At 44.1% G+C, this 17,691-nt stretch carries 11 protein-coding genes; 7 read left to right on the forward strand and 4 right to left on the reverse strand.

The features are described 5' to 3' along the window. Positions 1-86 precede the first annotated feature (86 nt). Positions 87-353 carry a class I ribonucleotide reductase maintenance protein YfaE gene (yfaE, locus tag AAEY79_RS10080; protein WP_025653277.1) on the forward strand — a complete coding sequence of 89 codons (267 nt, stop codon included), beginning with the start codon at positions 87-89 and terminating at the stop codon, positions 351-353. A 118-nt stretch (positions 354-471) separates the two neighbouring features. On the opposite strand, the gene AAEY79_RS10085 is transcribed toward yfaE, so the two are convergent. Next, entirely contained in the window at positions 472-1,800 is a 1,329-nt protein-coding gene (locus tag AAEY79_RS10085; RefSeq protein ID WP_025653276.1) for a S1C family serine protease, read from the reverse strand. A gap of 424 nt (positions 1,801-2,224) precedes the next feature. Here AAEY79_RS10085 and AAEY79_RS10090 point away from each other — a divergent pair, with 424 nt between their 5' ends. Continuing rightward, positions 2,225-3,058, forward strand: coding sequence for a Nif3-like dinuclear metal center hexameric protein (locus AAEY79_RS10090; RefSeq protein WP_025653275.1), 834 nt, complete (start codon positions 2,225-2,227; stop codon positions 3,056-3,058). A 1,034-nt stretch (positions 3,059-4,092) separates the two neighbouring features. Next, positions 4,093-5,301, forward strand: a complete 1,209-nt coding sequence (locus AAEY79_RS10095; RefSeq protein ID WP_025653274.1) for a transglycosylase SLT domain-containing protein — start codon at positions 4,093-4,095, stop codon at positions 5,299-5,301. Positions 5,302-5,481: 180 nt separating this feature from the next. Here the strand turns inward: AAEY79_RS10095 and AAEY79_RS10100 are convergent, their stop codons facing one another. The 3 genes from AAEY79_RS10100 to AAEY79_RS10110 form a co-directional block, all read right to left on the reverse strand. Beyond that, the gene (locus AAEY79_RS10100) at positions 5,482-8,493 is read right to left on the reverse strand and encodes a LysM peptidoglycan-binding domain-containing protein (protein WP_352288223.1); all 3,012 of its coding nucleotides are present in this window, start codon (positions 8,491-8,493) and stop codon (positions 5,482-5,484) included. A 276-nt stretch (positions 8,494-8,769) separates the two neighbouring features. Further along, positions 8,770-9,264, reverse strand: a complete 495-nt coding sequence (locus AAEY79_RS10105; RefSeq protein ID WP_025653272.1) for a hypothetical protein — start codon at positions 9,262-9,264, stop codon at positions 8,770-8,772. 308 nt (positions 9,265-9,572) lie between these two features. Beyond that, positions 9,573-10,847, reverse strand: coding sequence for a hemolysin family protein (locus AAEY79_RS10110; RefSeq protein ID WP_350588275.1), 1,275 nt, complete (start codon positions 10,845-10,847; stop codon positions 9,573-9,575). A gap of 1,410 nt (positions 10,848-12,257) precedes the next feature. Between AAEY79_RS10110 and yajC the strand changes: the two genes are divergently transcribed. From yajC to AAEY79_RS10130, 4 genes are all read left to right on the forward strand, one after another. Continuing rightward, the gene (gene yajC / locus AAEY79_RS10115) at positions 12,258-12,584 is read left to right on the forward strand and encodes a preprotein translocase subunit YajC (protein WP_025653270.1); all 327 of its coding nucleotides are present in this window, start codon (positions 12,258-12,260) and stop codon (positions 12,582-12,584) included. 271 nt (positions 12,585-12,855) lie between these two features. Further along, complete coding sequence (gene secD / locus AAEY79_RS10120; RefSeq protein ID WP_025653269.1) at positions 12,856-14,733, forward strand: protein translocase subunit SecD; 1,878 nt, start codon at positions 12,856-12,858, stop codon at positions 14,731-14,733. Between the two features lie 9 nt (positions 14,734-14,742). Further along, positions 14,743-16,011: a protein translocase subunit SecF gene (secF, locus tag AAEY79_RS10125; protein WP_025653268.1), complete on the forward strand. Its 1,269-nt coding sequence runs from the start codon at positions 14,743-14,745 to the stop codon at positions 16,009-16,011. Positions 16,012-16,246: 235 nt separating this feature from the next. Continuing rightward, the gene (locus tag AAEY79_RS10130; RefSeq protein WP_025653267.1) at positions 16,247-17,668 is read left to right on the forward strand and encodes an MATE family efflux transporter; all 1,422 of its coding nucleotides are present in this window, start codon (positions 16,247-16,249) and stop codon (positions 17,666-17,668) included. Positions 17,669-17,691: the final 23 nt, after the last annotated feature.

The raw sequence follows: 17,691 nt of genomic DNA on the forward strand, positions 1-17,691 counted from the left end.
ACTGTCATAGTTTTGCGTTTTAATAGCCTTAAGCGGTAATAGTTTTAAGTTTTAGATGACTTTAAGCTTTTTACATAGGATTTATCATGACTTGGGTAATGACCAGTAAAAAACAATTCTATTTGCATGATAATGAGAGTCTACTCGATGGACTGCTGCGCACCGGACATGAGGTCAATTATCAGTGCAAGGAAGGCTACTGTGGTAGCTGCCGAGTCAAGCGCATTGCCAGCTCGCATACGGTCGATTACCCGTTTGCTCCGCTTGCGATGATTGAGGACGATGAGATCCTACCCTGCTGCTGCCGTGTGCAAGGGGTGATTTATATCAACCACGAACCAATCGAGAAATAACCTCTCATTTATAAAACGTTAAGATCAATAAAAAGCGCGCTATCTACATAAGATAACGCGCTTTTTTTATGCTAATAATCTTTTTGAGCCCTTGCGCCAATTATTCTGACCCAAGAAACTACTGAGCCACGCCATCTTGGTCAAACAGTTTTAGCAGCTCTTCACGCATACGGTCACGCTCGGCTTCTGACATCATGGGCGTCTCTTGTCCACCGTCTTGCATGTTGGGTTGACCAAGACCATTCATGGTCTCATCTTCGATAATAACAGGGCGCTCGACTGGCTCTTGCACAGGACGCTCCTCTAACAGTATCTTCACTTGCGCATTTTTACCACGGCGTAATATCTGGGCGTTTAGCTCAGTATTGGGTGGTTTGCGAGCGACATACTGAATCAGCGTGTTGGCATCGGTCATCTCAACGCCATCAATCGTCAGGATGATATCGCCAACGCGCAGACCACTCTTGGCAGCTGGACCTTTATCGATAACATTTAGCACTTCTACACCCGTCGAGGTTTCAAGCTGCGTCGGATCCCGAAGCTGCGACTGTATCTCAATACCTAGCCAGCCGCGACTGACCTTACCATCTTTGATCAGAGCATTCATCACTTGCTCAACTAGGGCGGTCGGGATAGCAAAACCAATGCCCATCGAGCCACCAGAGCGTGAGTAAATAGCCGTATTAATACCAACCAATTCACCGCGCGCATCAACCAGTGCGCCGCCCGAGTTACCGGGATTGATAGCGGCATCGGTTTGGATAAAGTCTTCAAACTTATTGACCCCAAGTCCAGTACGACCCGTTGCTGAAATAATCCCTTGCGTCACTGTTTGACCGACACCGAACGGATTACCAATCGCTAATGCAATGTCTCCCACTTTAATAGGTTCTTCACGGAAGCCTAACGGTGTCAATCCAGTCATGTCGACCCGAATCACTGCCAAATCACTGTCTGGGTCGGTACCGATAAGCTTAGCGCGACTCTTACGACCATCATTAAAGGCAACGGTAATCTCATCTGCCTTTTCGATTACGTGCGCATTGGTGACGATAAAGCCGTCTTCTGACACAATCACACCCGAGCCCAAGTTGGTTGGGCCTTGATCTTGTGGCGGTCCACCATGGAACTCAAAGAAGCGGCGCAACACAGGATCATCCATATAAGGATGCTCCGCCATGGTCTGTGTCGTATAGATGTTGACCACTGACTGCGACGCACGGCTAACGGCATTATGATAAGAGGAAATAGGCGTTGGCGTATCGGCTACAGGTTCCGACGCTGCCTGCTCAGCAGCCGAGGTTCTTGGTGGCTCCCAAGTGGCTTCTGACGGCGTTTTCATACTGGTGAATAACCAGATAAACGCTGCAAGCACTAACAGTAATAAAATCCACGGTAACCATTTTAATAGAGACGTCTTGTTGTTGGTGTTCGGGGCTGGCGACATAGATAAAACCTCTATAAATTTGATACAAACAGGCAATGACCAATAAGATGAGACACTTTGTGCTAAGTAGATACTATTGAGTGGCTGGCTGTGCTTAACGGATTACAAGTATGGATTACAAATATGGATTACAAGCACTGATTAAAACCTAATAATCAGGCAAACTCACGTATGCAAATTATACCCGCCCATGCCTTTAATTGGTAACGTATCGTGTACCATTTGAGTTATTAGCCTTGTCTACTCTTTGACACCACCATGTTAAAATGATGACTATAAAAAGGCATCTGCTTTTAGTCATGATTAATCAAGCGCCACATTGACCAACGAAATCAATCAATCAAATTGATAAATTGGCGCTATAAAATGAAACATGATAAAGATGAAACGCCATAATGATACAACGCCACGACAAGGAAAAACGATGACAGCCAATGATAGCTTAACTGTCCCAACCAATACAATTGTTACCGCGCAAAGCTTAGCCACTTTTTGCGACGAGTATCTGTCTGCTAGCGCCTTTCAAGACTATGCGCCAAACGGTCTACAAGTAGATGGCGGACGTCCGATTCAGCGTATCGTTACGGGTGTGACCGCCTGTGAAGCTTTAATTGATGCCGCTATTGCTGATAACGCCGGCGCTATTGTGGTGCATCATGGTTATTTTTGGAAAGGGGAACCCGCGCCCATTACGGGTATGAAAGGTCGACGTATCCGTAAATTAATGCAGCACGGCATATCGATGCTTGGCTATCACTTACCCCTAGATGCCCATCCAGTTATTGGCAACAACGCAAAACTTGCCGACTTGCTCGATATGACAATTATTGGGCCCCTTTATCCTCATGAGGCGCACCCTGTTGGTAATATTGCGATTTGTGAGCCACAGAATGCTCAAAGTCTTATTGCTCAAATTACCAAGGCATTAGGGCGTATACCCTTACATATTTCGGCCAACTATAAAACCGCTACCAATACTGATGATGAGCGACCGAACGATAGGCTTATCGAGCGTGTGGGCATTTGCACAGGCGGCGCGCAAGACATGATTGAGCAAGCGGCCTTGATGGGTTGTGATGCTTTTATTTCTGGTGAAATATCCGAGCGTACCACCCACCTTGCGCGCGAGCTGGGGATTGATTATTTTGCTTGTGGTCATCACGCAACTGAACGTGGTGGTATTCAAGCATTAGGCGATATCATTGCTCAGCAATTTGGACTACCAGTAACATTTATTGATATTGATAATCCAGCCTAGCTTTTACAATCAGTCATTACACTTAGTCTTAGTCTTAGTCATTACGATTGGTCATTATAAAGATGAGCAAAACAGTGCACTCATTCGAATAAACGATATTCAGTCTGTTACGCATGTTAATAAAACTTTAGCGAATGTAGCGATAACGAGTGGATTTCTTACCGTCTATAGCCTAATTGTTAAGTTTTATCGCTCTTTTCTTAACTTAACTTGAATAATCTACGATATAACCGCATATTGGTACTTGAAGAAAGAACGTTTTGTCATGAAACTTCCCATTTATTACAGCTTCCGGTTATGGCACTAAAATAATGCTGGTAGTTGTTTAAGACTTTATCATGCTACATAAGTGGTAAGGCTTTAAACCGCTATCCATTGAAATACTATGCTTGCACTACATATGTTAGCAACATAGTATTTTTTTATTTTTAGTGTCGCGATGATGGTATTAAATCACCTGTTTGATAAGAAGCGATAAAAATTATCAAGCTTGGTTATTTTACTTACCCTTATTGCTGGACAAGAAACTTTAACAGCCAGCTATCCTATTACTAATGATTCAAGGTATAGCCAGCCATAAAAGTTAGCATCGTAAAAACAGATGAATGTATTTGCTTAATTAGCAAATTATTATATCAAGATTTTATGCGATGTCTTTGTCTCAATGACTTAATCATGACCTTACCTGTGTTTGACATATAGTTGTTTGGCCACTAGCCATATTTAGTTATCGATGAAGGAATCATCTGATTTATATCCTTCGCGTCGTTGTGCGTCCGGTTTTTAAAATCAATTTAAAAATAGTATTTTAGAACGCTTTGATAACGCACCGATAGCTGGCTGACGACAAACTACCCCACTAACTCTTAGAGAGAGTACGCTAGTGGCGCTATAGTCAAACAAATAGAGTGGCATTTGTCCCATTAAGAGATGCGACTTTATTTAAGAGGCAATATCGATATATGTCAATATTATGGTCATATGTTTGTATGTGTTTTTGCGGTAAGAAGGATGGCTAAAATTAGGAGACATCCATGCAGCGTATTACTTATCGTGTAAAAGTATCTGCGCAAGGGGCCAAACGCCGTATCTCATATTTACTGCGTCCGTCCAAACGCCTACTGAACACTAAAAGTAACCTCGTTACATTCGTTAACCCTGTTACCTCAAGTCGTTTTGCCAGAACCAAGAAACTGGCACAAGTCTCTAGTATCGCCCTGCTCTCTTTGCCTGCTGAGAGTTTTACCACCATGGGTGCGCAGGTGCCAGCCTATGACCATGTCATGTTGGAGAACACCTTGACCATCGCTGCTGTCCCTGGGGATAGTACTTATTTTGCGACGGACGGTTTTCAGCACGGCTTTGGTTATGATTTGGTACGTACCTATGCCGATGAGCTGGGTGTGGACGTCGATCTAAAAGCCTATGCGACTGAAGAAGCCGCACTCAAAGCGGTAAAATCAGGTAATGCTGATATGGCGTTGACGACTGCCAGCACCCAACTCAAAAGCCAGCTGAATTTGTCTTCTGTCAATGTTAGCTGCGGCTATGATGCCAGTTTGACCAAAAACGGTCTACATCCAAAAGTCAGTTGGACATTTAATTCAGCCAATGATCCGCTATCGCAAAAAGCCAGTTACTTCCTATGCGACAGTATCAAGCTTCAAAACACCCAAAAGCTGGCCGCTTTTTATAATCAGAACTTGTTAAAAGATGCGTATAGCCAAGACCATTTCCAAAAAACGCTGACAGAAAAGCTGCCTGATTATCAGTCGTCTTTTGAAGAGCAAGCGCGCAACTACAATCATGATTGGGAATTGCTGGTGGCGATGGGCTATCAAGAATCACATCTTGATGCCAATGCGGTATCGCCGACTGGGGTACGCGGCATTATGATGCTGACCAATAACACCGCAAAGGCGATGGGCGTGTCTAATCGTGTCGACCCTTATGAGAGTATCGGTGGTGGTGCGCGTTATCTAGAGCAAATGAAATCAGACTTTGCCGATGTACCCAAAACCGATCGTATTTGGTTTGCACTGGCGGGCTATAATATGGGGCCGAACGCAGTAAAAAGCATTCAGCGTAAATTGAGAGCTCAGGGCATAGATGACAAAAGCTGGGCGAACGTTTATGCCTACCTTGCTGAAAATAGAGCGTCTAATAGCCGTTATGGACAAGCGATGCATTATGTCAGTAACATTAGGAGCTATCTTGAAACTATCAAGACGCAAACCGTTTAATGACCCTTCTTTTTGGTTTAATGATTCTTCTGTTTTAAAGCCTGATAGTAGAAGACTCATAGTAAAAGCTTCGTAATAAAAGCTTTTGAATAAAATACGTATAAAACTTTTCCAATAAAAAAGCTGCTCTTTTATAAGAGCAGCTTTTTTGATTTTTAACCTGTACTAAATGCGACTATATTAGCGATTTGGTACGGTTAGACGCTGACCACGCTGTAGCATGGTATCAGCTTTTATATTGTTCATATCCGCAAGCTCTTGAGTCGACACCCCATACTTACGGGCGAGACCAATCAAACTATCCCCTGAACCAACCGTATAGCTTACCGTTGCTTTAGGGACTTTGATGGTTTGGCCACGCTGTAGCTGAGCATTGGTCGCGAGATCATTGGTCGCTGCCAAATCTTCGACTGCAATACCAAACTGACGAGCCAGCGCGATTAAGCCATCGCCTGATTTGACTTTATAACTCTCAGTATTGCCCAGTTTTTTGCCACTACTGGCTGTACTGGTCGTGGTACTAGCAGCGCTGTTGCTAGTACTTTGATTACTAGTACTAGAAGTAGCTTTGGCAGGAGCACTACCGTTAGCAGGAATGGTAATCGTACGACCCAATATCAAGTTAGAGTTGGTTTTTAAGTTGTTGGCTGCTGCCAAATCGCCCAAACCAATATTGTAACGTTGAGCGACACCCGTTAAGGTATCTCCTGATTTTACTTTATAACTGACCGCCTTGTCATTTAACTGACGATCAACCAATTCCTTAGAAGCTGGAACTTTGATCGTTTGGCCGCGTTGTAGACGCGCCTTAGCATCGAAGTTGCTATTCACCGCAGCCAACTCTGCCGCACTGACGCCCACACTATTGGCAATGCCGATTAAGGTATCACCTGATTTTACTTTATAGTTGGTCGTTGGTACTGAAGAGCTTGCGCTACTAGTCGAACTATTAGTACTAGTGCTGCTATTAGTAGAATTAAAATCTACGCTAGCCGGTACTTTTAACGTCTGACCCACGTATAAAGAGTTAGTAGTACCGATGTTGTTAAGACTGGCTAAGGTTTCGGTTGAGATATTAAATTGACGTGCTAAGGCAATGAGACCATCGCCTGCTTTGACTTTGTAGTTCTTAGTCGCTGTCGACGACTTGCTTGGTTTAGTCGATGGTGCAGCAGGTGTCGTTGCTGGCGCCGTGACCTTACCGGGAATCAACCACAGCTTTTGGCCTCTCAGCAAGTCAGCGCGACTGCTGAGGTTGTTATAACTTGCGAGTTGGGTCACTGATAAACCGAAACGATTGGCCGTACCAATGAGCGTGTCGCCGCTTTGTACCACATAGCTGTCAGGCTGGCTAGCAGCGCTTGTGCTACTGCTACTTATCGGCTCAATGGTTTTGGCATCATATAAATATAATGTGCTGCCAGATAGTAGCTTAGCGCTAGCATCTATTTGGTTCCATTCAGCGATGTCACGCCAGCTTACACCAGCACGAGTGGCGATGTTTGATAAGGTATCGCCGCGTTTTACGGTATAAGTGGTGCGCGCGCCTTGTGGCTTGGGCTTACTGACTGAGGTTTTTGGGAAGCTCAGTTTTTTCTCTTCGCCGCGCGCTTCTAGAATAGACTGCTGCGTCTGTACTGCAGATAAATTAATATTACCATCCGCATTGATGACGTTGGTTTCAGCCGTACTGTTACGAATTTGATTGGCAATAAAGTCACGCTCTTCTTTACTTAGCGGTGGCTCTTGGACAATGGTATTATTTTGGGTAATCTGCGCAGAGGTGGTCGGTAGACTGTTGCTACTTTTGAGCTCCGCATTGATTTTGTTGGTTTCTGCCGTGGTCAGTGGTGGCTCAGTACGCACAGCGGCATTGTTACTATAGACAGAGCTGCTCGTCGGCGTGGCTGATGGTGAGATATAACTGGTCGTTTGCTGAGGCACACTGGCGCTCGCTGCATAATCTGCAAGTGCACTACCTGTAGACGGCAATGACGTGCCGGTGGTGTACGGCTTGCTATTGTAGCTTGGCGTCGTTGGTGCATTCGGGTTAGTATTACTCGTAGCAATGACATTACTACTACCGTTCCCTCGTAATGAGCTTAATTTTGCATCAGTATTAAGGCTTACATCATTCGGAATAATGATACGCTGCGGGCCTGAGGAATCAACACGGGCTGACGTCAGCGCAGTATTCAGCCTTTCTAATTCGTCGTAACTGACGCCTGTTACTTGCGATACTTCAGCTAAGCTAACGCCATAGTTCACTGGCACACTACGGAAATGCTGACGGTTGGCAATAGCAGGCAAGTAGACACCATATTGCTCAGGTTTTGCCACAATTTCAGCCACTGCCAAAAAGCGTGGTACATAGTTCATGGTCTCAGTCGGTAATCTGAGTGACCAATAATCAGTTGGTAAACCGCGAGCCGCATTGGCATCGATTGCTTTTTGCACGCGACCAGGACCCGCGTTATAAGCGGCCAAGGCCAGCTCCCAACTACCGAACTGATTATGTAGGGCTGTCAAAAAGTCATATGCAGCGCGGGTCGATTCGATGACATCACGGCGACCGTCGTAACTACTGCTTTGATTGAGACCATAAATACGGCCCGTACTCGGAATGAACTGCCATAGGCCAGCGGCCGCGGCACTACTGGTACCACTTGGATCATAGGAGCTCTCAATCACCGGCAATAATGCAAGCTCAGTAGGGATATTACGACGCTCAGCTTCTCGTACGGTATGGTATAGATAGCGACTGGCACGTGCCGTTAAACGGTTTAGATAATCCTGTCTGCTAGTAAACCAACCTTTTTGCCCTTCGATACGTTGGTTATAAACAGGCTGTCCACCGTTCATGCGATAGCCTGCACGTAGGCGATTCCACAAGTCCCCGTATTGTTGAATGGCAAGTTTATTACCTTCAACCATCGTCATGTCGGTCGCTTCTAACAAATCGGCCAGCTCGTCTAAGCTCTCGGCATCTAAAAACGCCGTTGAATAATCAGCGTTCGTGCTTGGCTTAGCAGCTTGAGTGGTAGGACGTTTGGTAACCACAGCTGAGCTGTTGGTCATGCCCTTATTTTTTACCGTTGACGTATTACTACAAGCACTGATAAGTAAAGTCGATACCGCGAGCGTCAAGGGTAAGGCAATAAATGAGCGAGAGTTTGATAGCACAGTAGACATGATATTGGAAGTTTCCTAACGACAAGAATTGATAAGGTAATATTGAGGGCTAGTATAGTATGCAATGTTAAACAAAGACTAGCCTAATATAAAAGATAATAATCAGCTATTACTCTAAAAGCCACGACGACATGATAAACGTATGTAAAAATCGAACGTTTAGACGTACAGCTACTAAAACTTTGGATGATTATTATCTTTTTTATAGCTCAGCGCTGAATATAAACGACAAGCCATCACTACTGACTATAAGCACTGATTACAAGTACTGAATGCTTAGTTAATAGCGACTTGTGATACAGCACGTAGCAGGACGGCATTACCAGTAGATAGGGTCAGAGTGACGCGCGAGGTGGTAACGAATGACACATTACGACCATCTTTTACCCAGCTCTCATTGGTGGTAACATTTGCCTTAGCTTGATTGCCAGTGATAACAACATTATCTACCGAGATATCGTAGCGATAATTAGACGTATCATTCCAGCTATTTTGTAATAGCTTTAAATAAGCGTCTTTGTCTAAGCTGGTAGATTTGCCTTTTCTTGATAATGAAATCAACGCATCATCAGAGACCAGACGCGCGACTTGATTGATGCTTTTATTATTCGCTGATGACTTCATGGCAGCTGCATAGCTTTGCACCAAATCTTCGGTCATGGTTGCCGCTTGCGCAGTGATGCTGACCGTACTTGCTACAGCAACAACTGCTGCTAGACCAGCACTTTTTAGCAATAGAGCCAATAGCCCTTTTCCCCATAGTCGTTTCATGATAATCCTTAGCGATACTTTTTCGTTGTTGTCATTAATTGACGTTTGGCATTTACTTACTATTTAATTGCGCTTTGCTGTTTGTTTAAGACTGTTAACAGCATACTCGAATAGTGGCTTTAGCCTATCACTCAATTCTCACAGTCATGTGACACCCTGTGTAATTCTTGCGAATATCATTTTACTATGAACGTCTTATACCTTTACTACCCTACAGCACTTATTACTCTAAAGCACTGACCATACGTCAACAGCACTGTCATGACTCAGAAGCCCAACGTATGGCGCATCAATGGTAATGCTATGGCTTATGTATTACTGTCTTCATACTGCTCATCATCGCTCAGCTTCATGCCCAAACGCTCTACGCGTCTGTCCATCATTTGCCGTGCGAGCGCCTGCATATCTTCAACGCGGTCTATTTCATCAACAATTTCTAGACCCAATAACGTTTCGAACACGTCTTCTAAGGTGACTAGCCCTTTTACTTCACCATATTCGCCCACGGTAATGGCAATATGGATACGATTCTTTAGCATAAGCTCTAGCAAGTCAAACAATTTCATTTTTGAAAATACAAAGGTGATATCGCGTTTAAATTGAGTCAATGGCTTATGCATAGCGTGATTGACTTTCGCCAACAACATATCTGTTTTTAAGACAAAACCAGTAATATTGTCCAAGTCACCATCATAAATCGGTAGTCGTGAAAAGGTTAGTTTAGGACGATCAACCAACAATTCAGCCACGGTCTTGTTTTCTTCGAACGCCAGCATCACCGAGCGCGGCGTCATGATATCTTCGACTTTAATAGCGCCAAATGCGAGTAAATTACGAATAATTCGAGATTCTAGTGGGTCAATTTGTCCAGACTCTTCACCAATACTAGCAAGCGCGGCAAACTCACGACGGCTAAACACATGGGTCTCTTTACCACGTACCAATAGCTTAGTCAGACGCTCCGAGAACCAAATGACTGGGTATAGCGCAACAATTATCGTGCGCACAAAGTAAGCAACTAAGCCACTTAAACGGCGCCAATACATCGTGCCTAACGTTTTGGGGATAATTTCAGAGAATATCAAAATAGCCAAAGTCATAATGGCCGAAAAGACACCAAACCACGTACTGCCGAAGACAATCGTGGCCTGTGCACCAGCACCAATAGAGCCGAGCGTATGAGCGGCGGTATTTAGTGTCAAAATAGCAGCCAGCGACTGATCGATATTGTCAACTTTTAGCTGCTTGAGCATTTGGCCTTTTTTGGGATTGTTTTCTTGAATATCTGCAATGTATGAAGGCGTCATGCTCAGCAAAACAGACTCAGCCAGAGAGCAGATAAACGAGATGCCAATAGCGATCAGCACAAACAAGATAAGCAGCAGTACACTGGCAGCAGTCGGTTCTGCTAAGCCTTCAGCCGCCCATACCGCTTTTGGCAACATAAAAGTGGTCAATACAGTTAGCAGAGACAACGATTTTATGCCCAAGCCTAAGCGAGGGTTATGGCGCATCGTCGGGGGAGGTTCAGCAGAAGCGTCTTTACGACAAGCGCGTGGACGACACAAACGAGGTATAAACATAGAAGTGGTGGACAAGTTAGGTAACCTAAACATAAAAGAGAAAAAGGAATCGGGAGATAGAATAAGCAAACCACATCGGACAACAAACCATCTATGATAAATCTAAACCGTACTTATAAATGGTCAATTAACGCAGCTTTCTTATCCTCTATTAGCACTTATTATATAGGGCGTGTTGAACATTCACAAATAGGCACTGCTGATTGCTAAAATGGTTTCATACAAGGCGCAAGTCGACGATAATGTTAATACCTTAGCTAGACTTGCAACGCAGTATGAGGCGATTTTAGCATCAGCCCGTAGGGACAGGACTGTTTTTTGCCGCTTCTGTGTTAAAAATAGACGTTTAGAAAGACTAAACTTAAGATTTTTAACGTTGAATCGCCTAAAAAATAGTCTCTGTCAGTGCCATGGTCGAATGTTCAACACGCCCTAGTCAATCCAAAATAATATCGATAAATTGATAAAAGCAAATCAAGTACAAGCATTATACCAGTATGGTTAACAAGGTTGATGCTGTCGCGGTTTTATAGTGGGCAGAATATGGCTCAATAGAGAGTGCACTAAATACAGGCAATCATTGTCTTTTGATAGTAGCACTGATGATGTGAATGCACAATAAGTCACTATTTATTAAAAAGGTTGTTTTGAGCCATTTTGTTGAGCGCTTTGCTCAACTTGATAGCATTTTTTAAACAGATATTGCTAGCGATAGCGCGCTAATAATGCTTACTTTATTAATGAGGTTTATAACTAAGGGTTTGCACGAATTCAACTCCTAGACCTTATAAGACGTACCCTTATAAGACGCACCCCTATTTTTGTAATAACGATAAATCTGAAATAAATCTCAGGGCACATTCTCTCTTTAAAAATGATTAAAAAATTAAGATAAATGTTAGTGTCTGTTGAACATTCAAATATTAGAACTGCTGATTGCTAAAGTTGCCCCAAACCTTTTATCAAATCAGGCGTAAACCGACGATAATGTCGAGACCTTAGCTAGGTTTACAACAACGTTTGGGGTGATTTTAGTATCAGCCTTTCAGGGCAGGGCTATTTTTTGCCAATACATGGCGAAATTATCTAACCTAGAATGACTAGACGTCAAAAATTTCACTGCGTATTGTCTAAAAAATAGCCACTGCCAGTGCCTCATTTGAATGTTCAACAGACCCTAAGTAAACAAGCCAAATACTGTCTATAGTATAAGCGTATTTGATGGGAGTTGGCCTAGATATAGCCATTTTTAAACCTTCATTATGACTATCGCTAGAATTGAGGATGCGACCTAGTATGCCAGTACGTTAAGAAAAACACGCCTAGCCTATGATTAACAGTTACCAAGTCTAGGATTTTTTGTTACTATGCGTTTAATTTATTATTATCTATGACTCACTGAGAGAAATTATGTTTTTATTTATCCAAGCTGCTCATGCCGCCGAAACTGCTGGTGCTGCATCACTATTTGGCCAAATTTTATTACCTGTTGCTTTTTTTGCCATTTTTTACTTTTTGGTTATTCGCCCACAGTCTAAGCGTACCAAAGAGCACCGCGCCATGGTCAGTGCGTTGACTGTTGGTAGCGAAATCATCTTTGCTGGTGGACTGATGGGTCGTATCAAAGCCATAGAAGGCGATTACGCGGTTGTTAGCTTGAATAATAATACGGATGTCAAAGTACAACGTGCTTCTGTCATCTCAGTATTGCCAGCTGGCACTATCGAAAGCGTTTAATCGTTATTAATAAATCTGATAATGATTGAACATTAGTTGTTACTAATTGATGGCAGTTATGAATTAATAGTTGTAATAACTTTAAAATGACCGTACATTATTTACGGTCATTTTTCGCTTTACCTTTTACGCTTTACTATCATCGCGGATGATCGCAATGGTGCATGATGACGACTGCTAAATACCGCACTCAACCATTGCTATCGCTAACTTCCCATCTGCTAACTTGTGGCCTGCGTCGCCAATAGTTTATCAACCTAAAGAAGTGATTATGCAATATCCCGCTTGGAAATACTTACTGATTGCCGTCGTGCTAATCATTGCCGGTCTGTATGCTGCTCCTAACCTCTATCCTGATGAACCTGCCGTACAGATTACAAGTGCCGCAGCAGGTACGCAGCTGTCTGATGGTATCTTAACCCAGTCTCAAAGCTTACTCGAAGAGGCTGGAATTAATAATCATGATGGTACCTTTGAAGGCAACAGTGCGCTGGTACGTCTTGATAACCCGGTCGAGCAGCTCAAAGCTCAGGAAGTACTGCGCCAGAATCTGGGCGAAGACTATGTGGTCGCGCTTAACTTAGCGCAGACGACCCCGCAGTGGCTGCGTGATATCGGTGCTAAGCCGATGAAGCTTGGTCTCGATTTGCGCGGTGGTGTTCGTTTTGTACTAGAAGTTGACATGGACAAGGCTCTCGATCAACGCCTGACTAGTGCGAGCCGCGATGTACGTCGTGACCTACGGGCTGAGCGTATCGCGATCAAAGGCATCAAAACTGAAAACCAAGGCATCATGCTGCATTTCGCTGATACCGATGCGCGTAACCGTGCACAAAATGTCTTGCAAGGCTCGATGGGTAATACCTTCAGTTTACAGTCTTCTATTGATGACCAAGGCCCTGCCCTGATTTTGGCGTACAACGATGCCACGCTAGATGAAATCAATAGCTATGCGGTCAATCAAAACTTGACGACCCTACGCAATCGTATTGCTGAGCTTGGCGTCACAGAGGCCTTAGTACAATCACAAGGCGCGAGTCGTATCGTCGTAGAATTGCCAGGTGTGCAAGATACTGCAGAAGCCAAACGTGTGCTTGGTCGCACAGCGAACCTTGAGTTCCGGATGGTCGCTGAAGATAGTGAAAACTATATGGGCGGTATTCCTCCTGCTGGTACCGAAGCATTCCCGTTTGAGACGCTTGATGGTCCACCAGTACTTTTAGAGCGCCAATCTATCGTCACCGGTGATAAAGTCACTAACGCGCAGACGGGTATTGATGAGAGCGGCTCACCTGAAGTCAGCATTACTTTGGACAGCGCTGGTGGCAAGCTGATGCAAAACGCCACGCGTACTGCTGTTGGTAAACAGATGGCCGTGCTATTCATTGAAAACAAGCAACGTATCACTTACGAAGAAGATCCAGCGACTGGCGAAACAGTCGAAGTACGTACGCCTTATGCTGAAACCAAAGTCATCAACCGCGCTAATATTCAAGCGGTACTGGGCTCCTCTTTCCGTATTACTGGTCTTGATAGTAGCGCAGAAGCGGCAGAACTTGCATTACTCCTACGTTCAGGCGCCTTAGCCGCACCGATGTATTTTGTAGAAGAGCGCACGATTGGCCCCTCATTGGGTCAAGAGAATATTGACAAAGGCCTGTTTTCTACGCAGGTAGGTTACTTATTAGTCTTTGCCTTTATGATCATTTTCTACCGTCTGTTTGGGGTCATTGCCAACGTGGCGCTAGCGATTAACGTCATCATTATCATTGCCATTATGTCAATTTTAGGCTCATCACTGACCCTACCCGGTATTGCCGGTATCGTCTTGACCATCGGTATGGCAGTCGATGCCAACGTGCTGATTTTTGAGCGAATACGTGAGGAGCTGGCAAATGGCGTCCGACCAAAATCCGCCATTGTGGCCGGCTTTGATCGCGCCTTTAGTAGTATCTTCGATGCCAACATCACCACCTTATTGGTCGCCTTTATCTTATTTGCGATTGGTACCGGTCCGATTAAAGGCTTTGCGGTCACTTTAGCTATTGGTATTGTCAGCTCGCTATTTACCGCGATTTTGGTAACGCGTGCTCTGGTACAAATTGCTTACGGTAAACGTAAATCTATCAAACGTTTGAGCATCGGTTAGGAGAAACATATGGCGATCGATAAGAATAATCCCCTAGAACAACAGAATAACCCAGATCGAAATGGCTCAAATGGCGACTCAAATAGTGGCAGTACGCGCCGCCGTAACAAACCACGTCGTGATGGTAAAGGTAGCAATACTAAAACCAACAACCCTACCACAGCCGCATCGGGTAAAAATAAAACGCGTCGTGGTGGTCAAAATTCTCAAGCATTGACGACTCAAACCGCAGAGACGAGCACTGCTATTGATCAGAGTCAATTGATCAGTGATGCCGCTGAGGATGCTGCTGCACAAGCTGAGGGTGGTATCAAAGCCGTCGGCAACCAGCGCATTATCCCCTTTATGAAGATAGAAAAGCCAATGGCTATTTTATCGTTACTCATGGTGATTGGTAGTATTATCGCGATTGCTGTTAATGGTCTAAATTTTGGTCTAGATTTTACTGGTGGTGTATCAGCAGATGTACGTTACGAGCAGCCGGCTGAGCAAGTAGAAGTGGTCAAAGCCTTGGCCGACAATGGCTTCGATGATGCCGTCGTACAGTATCTTGGCACACGTCAAGAGCTACTAGTTCGCTTACCACCTCAGTCTGACAACATTGACGGACTCAATGCCAGTCTTAGCGCCGCGTTAGCATTGCCTAATAACACGGTTGAAATCAGTAATGTAAATATCATTGGTAGCCAAGTAGGTAATGAAGTCTACTTAAACTCTGTTATGTCGCTGGTCTTGGCCTTGGCTTGTATGCTTGGTTATGTCGCGCTACGTTTCCAGTTTAAGCTGTCTCTAGGTGCAGTGCTGTCACTGTTCCACGATGCTATCGTGACCATTGGTGTCTTTGCCTTATTCGGCTTTCCGTTTGACCTGACCGTTTTGGCAGCTATTCTGGCATTGATCGGTTATTCCTTGAACGATACCATCGTTGTCTATGACCGTATTCGTGAGAACTTCCGCCGTGTCCGTGGTATTACGCCGCGTCAAACGATTGATTTATCATTAACAGAGACGTTACGTCGTACCATTATGACTATCTCAACCGTATTACTGGTTGTTTTAGCCATGTTGTTCTTGGGCGGTGACGGTCTCTATTGGTTCTCGGTTGCACTGTTCATCGGTTTGCTGGCTGGTACTTATTCATCAACCTATATCGCAAGTTCTATCCCGCTACGTATGGGGCTATCTCGTGATGATTTCGTGGTGAAGGTTAAGCCTGAATTTGAAGAAGAAATTGTGACCTTTAATGATCCAAAAATGTTTGAGCAAGACAATATTTAAAGCAACTTAGTTAAGCTTTAAATAAAAGAGTATTCAAACAAGCTTATAATCCGTTTTTCACTATACGGAAGTGAGCTACCAATAAAAGCACCTGACTCATAATCAATGAGTGTTAGGTGCTTTTATCTTTATATGGTTCTATAAATTATCGATATAGTGATCAAATGTATTGCTTATTCCGAAAGCAAAATGATTTTCTGTACCCTCTGTCTGTTAAGTATAAAATGAGCCATCTATGTCAACTATTACGCCGCCACGCTCTATGCCACCGATTGATACTCGCTACGCGCGTATTATCGCTATTGCCTTGCCGGTATTGTTGGCCAATTTGGCAATGCCACTTCAAAGCGTCATTGATACTGCCATTGTCGGTAATATGAATGACACCGCTAAGCTTGCTGGTATGGGGTTGGCCATACAGTTATTGTCTTTATTGCTCGTCAGTTTTAATTTTTTACAGTACGCCTCATCTGGACTGTCGGCACAAGCATTGGGACAATTGGCTAGTCATGTTGACAACGCTATCAGCAGTACGACAAAACAGCCGAATCTAGCGCCCTCACCACTGCTATCTATTTTGCAACGTGCGTTATTGTTGGCATTCATCATTGGCGCACTGTTACTGCTGGCAAAACCTTGGTTAATAGAGTTTGGTCTGCAAGCATTATCTGCCAATCCTAACAGTGGCCTTGCTGCCAAGACTTATTTGGATGTGCGCTTTTGGGGTGTGATCGCTGAGCTAATGAACTTTGCCTTTATAGGCTGGTTTGCGGGTCAGGGCAAGACTCGCTACATGCTCTACCAACAAGGCTTTATCGCCTTACTTAATATCATTCTAACGCTATTTTTTGTGTATGGCATGCACATGGGCTTGGTCGGTGTAGCGCTAGGTACGACTATTGCATTTTGGTCTGGGGTATTATTAGCACTATGGTTAAGTCGTCAACATCTACAAATATCTTGGACGGCGCTGTTTACTGCTGATCGGCAACATTTCACCAAAGATAAAATGCTTAGGCTATTTTCGCTCAATAAAGATATCTTTATTCGTACGCTGATCTTAACATTGAGCTTTGCTTGGATTACCCGCTTATCTGCGCAAAGCGGTGATGTCATTCTGGCGGCCAACGCTATTTTATTGCAGGTACTAAGTATTTCAGCATTTGCCCTCGATGGTGTCGCAGTATCTGCTGAGACCTTGAGTGGTCAAGCAGCAGGACGACGTGATTGGCCACGTTTTCGTATTATCGTCAAACGCACTGGCGTAGTCAGCTATGGGCTTGCCATCATGTTGAGTACGATTTGGTGGCTTGCTATGCCAACTTATTTGAAGTTTATGACCAATATTGAACCAGTCTTCACACTCGCCTATGATTACCATCTTTATGCGGTGCTATTACCATTGGTCGGCGTTGGCGCTTATTGGTTAGATGGCATATTCTTTGGTTTAACAGCGGGTAATGTCATTCGTAACGCTGCTCTTATATTGGCGGCGGTATTTTTCCCTCTGAGTTGGCTACTCTATCAGCAGTGGGACATGACTGGCATCTGGCTCAGCGTTTGGTGTTTGTTGCTGCTAAGGCTGATTATTCTCGGCGGGTTTTTATACCGTGCACATCAAACTGGTAGCTATGAAAAATTACAGCCCAATGTTTAGCATTGATTACCTAAAGGTTTATT

It is taken from the genome of Psychrobacter sp. GW64-MNA-CIBAN-0177 (assembly GCF_040309585.1).
GTDB classification, from domain to species: Bacteria; Pseudomonadota; Gammaproteobacteria; order Pseudomonadales; family Moraxellaceae; genus Psychrobacter; species Psychrobacter okhotskensis.

Bases quoted from the DNA above. Each gene is read 5' to 3' on its own strand.
- yfaE (WP_025653277.1), top strand. From the start codon at position 87: ATGACTTGGGTAATGACCAGTAAAAAACAATTCTATTTGCATGATAAT.
- AAEY79_RS10085 (WP_025653276.1), bottom strand. From the start codon at position 1,800: ATGTCGCCAGCCCCGAACACCAACAACAAGACGTCTCTATTAAAATGG.
- AAEY79_RS10090 (WP_025653275.1), top strand. From the start codon at position 2,225: ATGACAGCCAATGATAGCTTAACTGTCCCAACCAATACAATTGTTACC.
- AAEY79_RS10095 (WP_025653274.1), top strand. From the start codon at position 4,093: ATGCAGCGTATTACTTATCGTGTAAAAGTATCTGCGCAAGGGGCCAAA.
- AAEY79_RS10100 (WP_352288223.1), bottom strand. From the start codon at position 8,493: ATGTCTACTGTGCTATCAAACTCTCGCTCATTTATTGCCTTACCCTTG.
- AAEY79_RS10105 (WP_025653272.1), bottom strand. From the start codon at position 9,264: ATGAAACGACTATGGGGAAAAGGGCTATTGGCTCTATTGCTAAAAAGT.
- AAEY79_RS10110 (WP_350588275.1), bottom strand. From the start codon at position 10,847: ATGTTTATACCTCGTTTGTGTCGTCCACGCGCTTGTCGTAAAGACGCT.
- yajC (WP_025653270.1), top strand. From the start codon at position 12,258: ATGTTTTTATTTATCCAAGCTGCTCATGCCGCCGAAACTGCTGGTGCT.
- secD (WP_025653269.1), top strand. From the start codon at position 12,856: ATGCAATATCCCGCTTGGAAATACTTACTGATTGCCGTCGTGCTAATC.
- secF (WP_025653268.1), top strand. From the start codon at position 14,743: ATGGCGATCGATAAGAATAATCCCCTAGAACAACAGAATAACCCAGAT.
- AAEY79_RS10130 (WP_025653267.1), top strand. From the start codon at position 16,247: ATGTCAACTATTACGCCGCCACGCTCTATGCCACCGATTGATACTCGC.